Genomic DNA, 10,489 nt, shown 5'->3' on the forward strand with positions numbered 1-10,489 from the left:
TCCGTTTCTTTATCCGCTAATTATTTAAAATTAAAGCCATCCGGATGGTTTTCCAGGCTGCCGGTCAACGCCGCGAATAGCACCGTTTTACCATCAATCGAAAGCGCATCATTCACATTCAACCAGGTGAGTTTCTCTTGCGAGGTTTTCTCATCAATGGTCGAGAACAGCCCCGTCATCTGATTAGATTTCTCGGACCACATCACAGCGATACGTTGCGAGCCACAGTCATGCGGTTTGCACGCGCTCATCACCTGATACGTCTCATCCCCCAATGTCACGGTTTGTGCGGGGGTATAAGTACCGCCTTTCATCACCCAGGCTGGCAGCTTATGCCCTTGTACCATCTGATTAAATGCAGCTTTGGTGGTTTCGCCCTTTGCCAGGCTGCTAATGGTTAAATCATCCTGCGCCATTGCACTGGTGGCGATGACCAGTGCGGCGACTGTCGTTATTGCCTTAAACATCATTCCTCCCGAGCTTATCCTGCCCATGTTATTAACCTCCTAAAGCCTGGCGATAACACGATAATTTGCAAATCAGATATTTCCAATATCAGCATTTGTTATCAATTTATTCTGCGCTAAGGCAACTGCCTGATAAGGTGTTAAAGTTATAAAACCCTTCGCATAAAGGAGTTGTACACCGTGCCTGGTTTGAAGATTACGCTTTTGCAGCAACCACTGGTGTGGATGGATGGTCTTGCCAACCTGCGCCATTTTGATCGTCAACTGGAAGGTATTACCGGGCGCGATGTGATCGTTCTACCGGAGATGTTTACCAGCGGCTTTGCCATGGAAGCGGCAGCTTCGTCGCTAGCACAAGATGACGTAGTGAACTGGATGACAGCTAAAGCGCAGCAGTGCAATGCGCTGATTGCAGGCAGTGTTGCATTACAAACGGAGTCTGGTACGGTTAACCGCTTTTTGCTGGTTGAGCCGGGCGGCACGGTACATTTTTATGATAAGCGTCATCTGTTCCGAATGGCAGATGAGCATCTGCATTATAAAGCGGGCAATGCGCGAGTGATTGTGGAATGGCGCGGCTGGCGTATTTTGCCGCTGGTGTGCTACGACCTGCGTTTTCCGGTGTGGTCGCGCAATCTCAACGATTATGACCTCGCCATCTACGTTGCCAACTGGCCTGCACCGCGCTCTCTGCACTGGCAGGCATTGCTGACAGCCCGTGCCATTGAAAACCAGGCGTATGTGGCGGGATGTAATCGCGTCGGCAGCGATGGCAACGGCTGCCATTATCGCGGTGACAGCCGGGTGATTAATCCACAGGGCGAGATTATCGCCACCGCCGACGCGCATCAGGCAACGCGCATTGATGCGGAGCTGTCGATGGCGGTGTTAAGGGAATATCGCGAAAAGTTTCCGGCATGGCGGGATGCGGATGAGTTTAGGTTGTGGTGAGTGGGGGTTGTGTTTAGGGCCGGGGAGAGTTGGGGTAAGACTACGAAAGCCCGCTCTCCTGCGACCGCTTTTATCATAGGAGTGTGGAAGCGCTTTTCCATCAATTACGATGACGTCTTTATCATTTGATGAATGGCAATCTCGCATCCAGTTAATAAAGCATTCGTGAAATTATACTGAACGGATACAAGACATAACTCTAATTATGGTGCCGTGAACAGGATTACCATTTTCAAAATTACGATATTATTTGCAGTAATTATGTTATTAATCATTGTGATATTTCCATCTCTGTGATTAATACCGGATAAGCATTTAATTGCAGAGTTTGCACGAAATTATCGCAGATAACTGGCAATAACAATAACCCATCAGCCCGCTGCTGTAATACCTCCATTCGTTCTACTGATTCAACATTAACAACCAAACCAAGGGCATTTAGCGATTTAAGGATCTCCAGATGTTCACTCATCCAGCGCAGAGAAAAAGGATCATCACCAATTATAAAAACAGGCCCCCAGCCGGTTAATAACTGGCGTTTCATTACGGAACCAGGATGAAGTCGAGTACATATTACAGGAAATACCCCCTGTTGCGATGGTTCCGATGATGTGGATAATTCAGAAATATTTTCTATTGTTAGTGAAGAATTAACATCCATTAATAATGGTGAAACAACCTCACTTTCCTTGCTAGTAATGGCTGCACTAATCTGAAAGGAAAATAACAATATTATTACGTATAAACTCATTTTTAACATAACACATTCAATCCGTTTATTCATGTTATAGAATAATGATGCTACAAATCATCATTAATGTTCAATTATTTAATCATAAAATTTAAAAAATCATTGACCAATGTGAATTGGCAATGTACCACTCAAGTTAAAATCACTGAATATTTTATCAATTTCTCTTGCAGTTTCTATATATTTAACCTCTTTCGTACTTGCATTATAAATAGCCCAAACCTCGGGATGGGATGTTCCACCAAACCTTACAAAAAAACTTGATTTCATATTATTATATAAATTAACATCAGGAAAAGGATCTTCTCCAAAATTAGTAGTATTGAATAATGAAAGTTCGTATTGCTTAGAAAATTCTGTTGGTAGGATAGCTTCACTGCCATCAATAGCATTCATCCAGAGTTTGTTACCATTATATTCCAACAATAATCTCTGTTTTGCATGTGTCTTATCTCGTTCTTTAACGACAGCGAATACCTTTTTAACAACTTGCTGTGCGGATGGTCCTATTGTATTACCAAAAGCTGGCAACCCGATTTTGCCATAAATACTCTCCTGAATGAAATAAATATCCGTTTTATCGGCCTCGACAATATCTACCATTTATCCCTCCAAACAAGACCTGACTCCAGGACAAGAGCATAGTGTGTAGTAAACACTTCATGCTCTTGCCCTGACTATTGAAATAACAACTTTCGTTTGTTTACTGTACGCTGTCTAAATAGCTGCGTGGAATAAAGTTGCACTTTTTATCATCCCTTGCAGAGCAAGATTACGAAAACCCGTCTCCGCAAGGACTGACGCGAGGTAGTCTCTGTCCGTAGCAGCTTTCACATCTTACATCTTGCCCCTGCCTTGAGTATCTTATCTTTCTTTGAAATATTAATAGCGATGTTCCGTATCCCTGAAAATAATTCTGCTGCATTTCCTCTTCTTATTTTGAAGTCGTCTTTATTCATTACCACGTCCAGATGCTAGTGCAATTTATTCTCCACTTGCCAGTGATTTCGGTTCGCTGTGGCGAACTTCTCTGCGGTTAAATCAGCAGAAATGCTAAAATATCTGACCGTCATTTCGGGATTTTTCTTTTGTTCTGCTATTATTGAGCGAAATGAGACTGCCATGCATAATTTCTTCAGCCCTTTCCATTCAAACGTAAAATAAATAAATTCATCAGGGACATCGCAAATAATATGAAGACGGATTTTAATGACATAAATCGCTCCCTTGCGGCGACTCTTGTCATAAGAGTGCCGAAGCGTTTTTCCATCAATTGCAATGACATCTTTATCATCTGAGGAATGGCAGTCACGCATCCAGTTAATAAAGCACTCATGAAATTTTGCAGGACTGATACAGGATACAACTCTGGCAATGATATCGTGAACAGGAATACCATTTTCAAAATCACCATATCACTTCAAAAAATCGGGATGTGTTTCCCCAAATCCTCTATATCTTCCCAGCCTTATGCACCAGAAATAACGGCGCAAATAGTTAACAGATAGAATATCTGGCAATTTATGTTCCACTTTCCAGGCTTGCCTGTAATCGGGGATAATAGAAATATGTTCCATCAATTTTTTAAGTTCCATTTTGTCCCCCTTAATTATGCAATGAGTATTTGATCATGTATAAGCAATGAAAAACAGCTTTAGGTAATAAGGAACACCTCAATTATTGAACATAAAATGCGAATTATTTAGTACAAAAAAAGCAGCATTACGTGATTTTTCCCTGGGAGTACAGTGTGAAGTTTCCGGCATGGCGGGATGCGGATGGGTTTGAACTGGGGTGATTAGGCACTACATGTCTACATTTGCCCGGTCTCCAACCCATCAATCTTATAAACTTAACCTCGGCTCACCGTTTTCGATTCCATCCAATAAATGACCCGGTTGGATGTGGGCTGATCGCCAACAACTTTGCCATCTGCAGAGATTAGCTTCAGCTCTTTATTAGCCTCATCACCGAAGTAAATCATGCGGTAGCGAAAATAACCGCCCCAGGGTTCGCGTCCACCCAGCGAACTTTGCATAAACCAGGCGCGGGAGTCGTGAACCTGGTCATCATAGAGAGCCAGTAATTCAGCACAGGGCTGAGTACGCGTTCCCGTTCCCAGTGAATCAATAAAAAATTGTGGATAGAGTCCGTCTCCCATAGCCTTAATTTGCTGATATTCTTTTGCTTCATCATCGCCATTAATCAGATACACCGGATATTTATGAATGACATCCACAAGAATCTGAATGGCTCTCTCCGTGACGCTGCCGTTAATATCGCGCGTCCATCCTTTATAATCGCTCTGAAATTCTCGGGCTGCCTCTCGCAACTGGTACTGAGCGTTCGTCGGGTCAAGGATAGGTATGCCCTGATTACTTTCATCAAGTGTGCCATTGCCTTTCTGCTTGTTCGCCCGCTCTTTTTCGATATTTTCCATTTGTTCTTCGCGCGCTTGGGCCTCTTTATCAAGTCCATCTTTATCCAGCTGTGGCGCCTTAATATAAAAAGGTTGCACAAGAAGGCTGTTGTTCGCATAGCGACCAATACGCCAGGCGGTGATCCAGCCGATCTGATCGCTAATTGCGCTTTCAAGAACCTGGGCAAGTTGATAGGGGTGATAACCTTCCCTCGTATCAATCATTTCTTCTGTACCCTGCAAGGTGGTGTTCAGCAGCGTTTGTCGCCAGATGTTGAAGCGTTTTGTTAATGAATTAGCAATCGTAAATTCCTTTACGCTAGAAGGACTCATAATTCGCAGAGGCGACACACCTTTTATTAATGGAGTAACAAATTTAGAATAAACAGAAAGTGGTGCTCCTGAATCAAATGCAGCAAGATACATATCATGCAGGGCTATCTGAGAAAGAATTTCGCCTGAGTCACCACAGGACTTCCCCTGATCGCGAACGGGATAGCCACCACCGACATCAGAGTGCATCCCCGGATAGATAACTTCCTCTGCATATAAAGGATAATTGCCTTCAGGACGACGGATTGAATCCAGCGGAAAGCACAACCGCTGTTCATGCGCAGCGACGAAGTGGCGGCAGCATTTAATCAGGCCGGGAAACTGCGTCTCATCAGGGAGTTGCTGAGTACTATCGGCCCATCCCATATGACCGGCTGCGCCCGGTAAAACATGCGCCGCCCCCACAGAAGCTACGGTATCCAGCAGCCCCAAAAACTCAATACTGACAGGTAACCCGGCCAGCATCACCTGTTGCCTCTGCGGGCAAGCTAACTGAGTCAACCAGTTAACAAAAGTTCGTGCTTCCGCTGCGCCACGGGAAAATCCGTAGATAAACAGCTTTACGTTTAGCAGGCGCGGACTGGCTTGCTCTAACAGTCCCTGTAATTTTTCCAGGTAGGGGTTAATCACATTGCGACGATTCACTTCACCAGTCATAGGCCAGGGAGCGCGCATAAGAGGAATGTGCTCTTTTGCCACATTATCATCCAGTCGCTTATGGGAAGGGTCAATGGAATAGCTCAGGGCATCCACGAGGCGTAATAATGCCCAATTAATTCGATCTTCACCACCAGTAGCGAACTCCAGCCCGCTGTTGCTGTAATCCATTTCACCTATCTTGGGAAATGGTGTGCCTACACCCGGTATATAGTAGTTAAAATATCCCTGTTCTTCTGCGTTCTGATAGGTCGTATGAAACAGTTTGGCAATATTGGTTGGGTGTCCAGGAGTGTCATTATATTCATTATTATTTGTACCATCAAAAAACAGACTAATATGCAGACTTTGATTACACGTAAAGCCAATTCTAAATCCAGCCTGTTTACTACAGTTGGTTTTGTGCTCTTCTGTTTTATTGATTTGTTTTAGGTAGTTCGCGTTTACCTGCGCTTCAGATAATATTAATCGCCCATCTTCAGGGAACACCGGGGGGGCATAACACGGAAAAGCCAGACCACTTATTTTGCTGGACATGTTGCAGGTTCCTTCATCTCGCGGGGTTCTTTGATAGGATAATTCGGTGTGCCATAGCCCTCGCAGACGGTTGTCACTTTAATCTGATTACACGGCAGAAAATGAACGGTCAGGCCACAACGTTCAGCGCCGTATTCCGGGATATCAACAATTACTTTATATTTTTGATAATTTGCAGCATGTTTAGCATAAGCATCTTCTTCATAGCCAAAACCTTCTTTTTTCATTGCAATAGGTTCAAGGGGGTTCGGGTCTACTTCCCACTCGATCCGGGCTTTTAATCCAGAATGCCACTTCTCTGGTAACATTATGCAGCAATATCCACCGCCCAAACCATGGACCCGATAACCATTTACGGTGAACCAATTAATACTGATACCTTTAATATGATTTATTGCCCGGAGATCACCTGCAGTATAATCGTCGTAATTAGCTGCTGAACAACCCGAAATCACCATCAAAATTAATACCAGACAGCCTTTAACTACTTTTGTTATATTCATTCCATTTCTTATTTTGCTGGACATGTTGCTGGTTCCTTCATCTCACGGGGTTCTTTGATGGGATAATTCGGTGTACCATACCCCTGGCAGACGGTTGTCACTTTTATCTGATTGCATGGCAGAAAATGAACGGTCATGCCACAACGCTCAGCACCGTATTCCGGGATATCAACAATTGCGGTATGCTTTTGATAATTAGCTTTATGTTCTACATATGCTGCCCTATACTCATCAGTTCCCAAAGGGGGTAAGATTGCATATGGTTCAGGGTCCACCTCCCACTCAATCCGGGCTTTTAATCCAGAATGCCACTTATCTGGCAACATAACACAACAATATCCTCCACCGTCCCCGAATGGAGAAATATTTGGCCCACCATAACCATTGATGTGTAAATAATTTATAGCCTTATTCGTATGGTTTATCCCGTTAATATCTCCAGCAGTGTAATCACCGCTATTTCTCGCCATTGAACAGCCTGATACTGCAAATAAAATCATTAGAGAATAACATTTGAAAATCGCTCTCATACTTATACTTTTCCTTATTTTGATGGACATGTTGCTGGTTCCTTCATCTCGCGGGGTTCTTTGATGGGATAATTTGGTGTACCATATTTCTGGCAGACGGTTGTCACTTTAATCTGATTACACGTTAGAAAATGAATCGTCAGGCCACAAAGCTCAGCATCATATTCCGGGATATCAACAATTGTTGAATATTTTCTAAAACTGTTTAGCGCAACTTTCTTCCATGCTTCAAATTTCTCCCTGTCCTTATAGCCTGGAGGCAGAGGAGCTGTATTTGGATCAACCTCCCACTCGACCCGGGCTTTTAATCCAGAATGCCACTTATCTGGCAGCATAACGCAACAATATCCTCCACCGTCCCCGAATGGACCAATATTTGGTCCGCCGTAACCATTGATGTGTATATAATTTATAGCCTTATCCGTATGATTTATCCCGTTAATATCCACAGCAGTGTAATCACCGCTATTTTTCGCCATTGAACAGCCTGATACAACAAATAAAACAATTAGAGAATAACATTTGAAAATCGCTCTCATACTTATACTTTTTCTTATTTTTCTGGACATGTTGCAGGTTCCTTCATCTCGCGGGGTTCTTTGATGGGATAATTTGGTGTACCATACCCCTGGCAGACGGTTGTCACTTTTATCTGATTGCATGGCAGAAAATGAACGGTCATGCCACAACGTTCAGCACCGTATTCCGGGATGTCAACAATTACTTTATATTTTTGATAATTTGCAGCATGTTTAGCATAAGCATCTTCTTCATAGCCAAAACCTTCTTTTTTCATTGCAATAGGTTCAAGGGGGTTCGGGTCTACTTCCCACTCAATCCGGGCCATTAATCCCACACGCCACTTATCTGGCAGCATAATGCAACAATACCCCCCCCCGCTCCCCGAACGGAACTATATTTGGCCCGCCATAGCCATTGATACTGAAATAATTAATAGCAACATCGGTATGGTTCATACCTTTAATATCTCCAGCAGTGTAATCACCGCTATTTTTCGCCATTGAACAGCCTGATAGCACAAATAAAATCATTAGAGAATAACATTTGAAAATCGCTCTCATACTTATACTTTTCCTTATTTTGATGGACATGTTGCTGGTTCCTTCATCTCGCGGGGTTCTTTGATGGGATAATTCGGTGTGCCATAACCCTCGCAGACGGTTGGCATGGCAGAAAATGAACGGTCATGCCACAACGTTCAGCGCCGTATTCCGGGATATCAACAATTGTTGAATATTTTCTAAAACTGTTTAGCGCAACTTTCTTCCATTCTTCAAATTTCTCCCTGTCCACATAACCTGGAGGCAGAGGAGCTGTATTTGGATCAACCTCCCACTCAACCCGGGCTTTTAATCCAGAATGCCACTTATCTGGCAACATAACACAACAATATCCTCCACCGTCCCCGAATGGAGCAATATTTGGACCACCGTAACCATTGATGTGTAAATAATTTATAGCCTTATTCGTATGGTTTATCCCGTTAATATCTCCAGCAGTGTAATCACCGCTATTTCTCGCCATTGAACAGCCTGATACTGCAAATAAAATCATTAGAGAATAACATTTGAAAATCGCTCTCATACTGATACTTTTCCTTATTTTGCTGGACATGTTGCTGGTTCTTTTACTTTGAGAGATTTTAATTGATGGGTGTTATTTCTACGACAACAAAGTTTTGACAAAGAAGCAAATAAAATGCATATCTTTTGATTGTCACACATTGGAATATCGACAGAGCATTGATGATATTACGCAAAATATATTGCAGCCAAGTGAACTGACATTACGATCGAACACAAATGCAACATGATGGATACTACCATTACATGTCGGGCTTGATTTTCCGCTTATTTTACGATTATCTCTTGATATTAACAGCTACGGACTTTTAAAAAGATAAATATACACATCATCCTTCAAGCTGCCTCTGCGTTGGCTACGTTCATTCCCCCAGTCACGTACTTATGTACGTTCCTGGGGATTCGCTTGCTTGCCGCCTTGATGCAACTTGAATGATTTTATGTATACCCCTGTACATCACCACAATATTATCCCTCGAAGTCCCGCAAAGCCCCGAAATATCCCGCGTCATTGGCCCTGATAGCAATATCAAGACAGTGCGAAAAATAGCTTTCCTGACTGATTTCAATGACTGCTTTCTCCTTCATCAGGGCTTCAGCGTCGCAGATACATCCCATCAATCCCACCTGTACATCATCCACCCGATTCATCTCCGGGTTGTCAGTAAGCCTGCGTTCTGGTGAAAAACTTCCTGATTTCCAGTTAATCTCTCCATCACGGTCTAACCAGCTCCAGAACAACGCAATATCAGTAAATGTCGCCTGCTGCTCGTTGTTCAAAACATGTGTGAACAGTAAAGGGAACACCCGATTATCATAGTAACGCAGCAATCCGGTCTGTTCTTCCCACTGAACCTGTGACAATACCTGAAGATGCCGACCCAGCAGGTCGAATGTAAGAGGGGATATCAACAAAGTAAGACGAGGCGTATCAGCAAATGACGCCATCAGTTGTGCCAGACATTTGCGATGGCTACTGAGCGCAAAGTACAGGCGTAACACTACAGGGGAATACTCCATCGTCTCTGCTTCAGGCGTTCCTTCAAAGAGGGCATACCAGTGAATAGCTGGCGACAAATGAAGCATCTCATTTTGCAAAGGTTGGTCGGTTCCAGCCTGGTCAACAAGCACATCTATGTAATCCATACCAGCGGCAGAACAGAATGATTCAGCCTGCTTCAGCCAGATAATATATTTGTCTTGATCGCTAGCGTGTGGCGATACTGTTATCATTGTCATTCTCCCTTATCCACGAGGCGCAAAAGCGGCGGCGGCTTCTTGCGCCCTTTTCAGGCACTCCTTACACACCGATTTTTCTGGCGCTTCCTCACCCTCATCGTTGTTATCATTCTGATCGGACGATGCATTACTATCATTTTTCTCAGCCGCTAAACTTTTATCATCTGCCAGCGCTTTCAGAACCGCCGGTTGCAGCGCCGGCACCGGCGCTCCCGGACTACCGCCGCTATTGAGATTGATTTTCGGCCCGACGATGTCCACGCCCCCTGAATGGATGACCACAAACGAACCACCCACTTTCATGGTGATTTTACCGCCACTCTCCAGTACAATTTCATCCCGGACCTTCATTCCCAGCGCACCGCTAATCTTCCTCGCCAGGTCCCCCTTCACCACCAGGCTGTGTTTCCCCTCCACCAGACTGACATGGTTCCCCGTCGTCTTATGCTCCTGCTTCCCTTCCACCGTCACTTTACGGTCGTTTCTGACGTACAGACC

At 44.0% G+C, this 10,489-nt stretch carries 13 protein-coding genes and 2 pseudogenes; 1 reads left to right on the plus strand and 14 read right to left on the minus strand.

Translation table 11 applies throughout. The features are described 5' to 3' along the window. Positions 1-20 precede the first annotated feature (20 nt). The gene (gene ivy / locus FQ015_RS13930) at positions 21-467 is read right to left on the minus strand and encodes an Ivy family C-type lysozyme inhibitor (protein ID WP_001308392.1); all 447 of its coding nucleotides are present in this window, start codon (positions 465-467) and stop codon (positions 21-23) included. 180 nt (positions 468-647) lie between these two features. On the opposite strand from ivy, the gene yafV reads away from it, so the two are divergent. Then, a complete protein-coding gene (gene yafV, locus FQ015_RS13935) occupies positions 648-1,418 on the plus strand; it encodes a 2-oxoglutaramate amidase (RefSeq protein WP_160524181.1) in 771 nt (256 codons plus the stop codon). Positions 1,419-1,469: 51 nt separating this feature from the next. Here the strand turns inward: yafV and FQ015_RS24235 are convergent. The 13 genes and pseudogenes from FQ015_RS24235 to FQ015_RS13990 all read right to left on the minus strand — a co-directional run. Continuing rightward, positions 1,470-1,664, minus strand: a pseudogene (locus tag FQ015_RS24235) (ISAs1 family transposase); the annotation flags it as partial. Positions 1,665-1,689: 25 nt separating this feature from the next. Continuing rightward, entirely contained in the window at positions 1,690-2,178 is a 489-nt protein-coding gene (locus tag FQ015_RS13940; RefSeq protein ID WP_160524182.1) for an integrating conjugative element protein, read from the minus strand. Positions 2,179-2,268: 90 nt separating this feature from the next. Beyond that, a complete protein-coding gene (locus FQ015_RS13945; protein ID WP_160524183.1) occupies positions 2,269-2,772 on the minus strand; it encodes a hypothetical protein in 504 nt (167 codons plus the stop codon). Between the two features lie 114 nt (positions 2,773-2,886). Beyond that, positions 2,887-3,764, minus strand: a pseudogene (locus tag FQ015_RS13950) (ISAs1 family transposase). A gap of 257 nt (positions 3,765-4,021) precedes the next feature. Continuing rightward, positions 4,022-6,115: a T6SS phospholipase effector Tle1-like catalytic domain-containing protein gene (locus tag FQ015_RS13955; protein WP_160524184.1), complete on the minus strand. Its 2,094-nt coding sequence runs from the start codon at positions 6,113-6,115 to the stop codon at positions 4,022-4,024. Continuing rightward, complete coding sequence (locus FQ015_RS13960; RefSeq protein WP_039021140.1) at positions 6,100-6,642, minus strand: DUF3304 domain-containing protein; 543 nt, start codon at positions 6,640-6,642, stop codon at positions 6,100-6,102. Before FQ015_RS13960 ends, FQ015_RS13955 begins: the two co-directional genes overlap by 16 nt. Beyond that, positions 6,627-7,178, minus strand: coding sequence for a DUF3304 domain-containing protein (locus FQ015_RS13965; RefSeq protein WP_237427039.1), 552 nt, complete (start codon positions 7,176-7,178; stop codon positions 6,627-6,629). Before FQ015_RS13965 ends, FQ015_RS13960 begins: the two co-directional genes overlap by 16 nt. Further along, on the minus strand, positions 7,163-7,687 hold the full coding sequence (locus FQ015_RS13970) for a DUF3304 domain-containing protein (RefSeq protein WP_100733943.1): 525 nt from the start codon (positions 7,685-7,687) through the stop codon (positions 7,163-7,165). Before FQ015_RS13970 ends, FQ015_RS13965 begins: the two co-directional genes overlap by 16 nt. 14 nt (positions 7,688-7,701) lie before the next feature. Next, a complete protein-coding gene (locus FQ015_RS24240; RefSeq protein WP_237427040.1) occupies positions 7,702-8,025 on the minus strand; it encodes a DUF3304 domain-containing protein in 324 nt (107 codons plus the stop codon). Then, positions 8,012-8,260 (minus strand): DUF3304 domain-containing protein, encoded by a 249-nt coding sequence (locus FQ015_RS24245; protein WP_237427041.1) that lies wholly within the window; start codon positions 8,258-8,260, stop codon positions 8,012-8,014. The genes FQ015_RS24240 and FQ015_RS24245 overlap by 14 nt, the downstream gene beginning before the upstream one ends. Positions 8,261-8,273: 13 nt before the next feature. Next, positions 8,274-8,783, minus strand: a complete 510-nt coding sequence (locus tag FQ015_RS13980; protein ID WP_237427042.1) for a DUF3304 domain-containing protein — start codon at positions 8,781-8,783, stop codon at positions 8,274-8,276. A 437-nt stretch (positions 8,784-9,220) separates the two neighbouring features. Then, entirely contained in the window at positions 9,221-9,985 is a 765-nt protein-coding gene (locus FQ015_RS13985) for a DUF4123 domain-containing protein (RefSeq protein WP_160524185.1), read from the minus strand. Between the two features lie 12 nt (positions 9,986-9,997). Beyond that, positions 9,998-10,489, minus strand: a 492-nt coding sequence (locus tag FQ015_RS13990; RefSeq protein WP_160524186.1) for a type IV secretion protein Rhs, incomplete at its 5' end; no start/stop codon positions are given.

This window comes from Escherichia sp. HH26CH (genome assembly GCF_009820205.1).
Taxonomy (GTDB): Bacteria; Pseudomonadota; Gammaproteobacteria; order Enterobacterales; family Enterobacteriaceae; genus Escherichia; species Escherichia coli_F.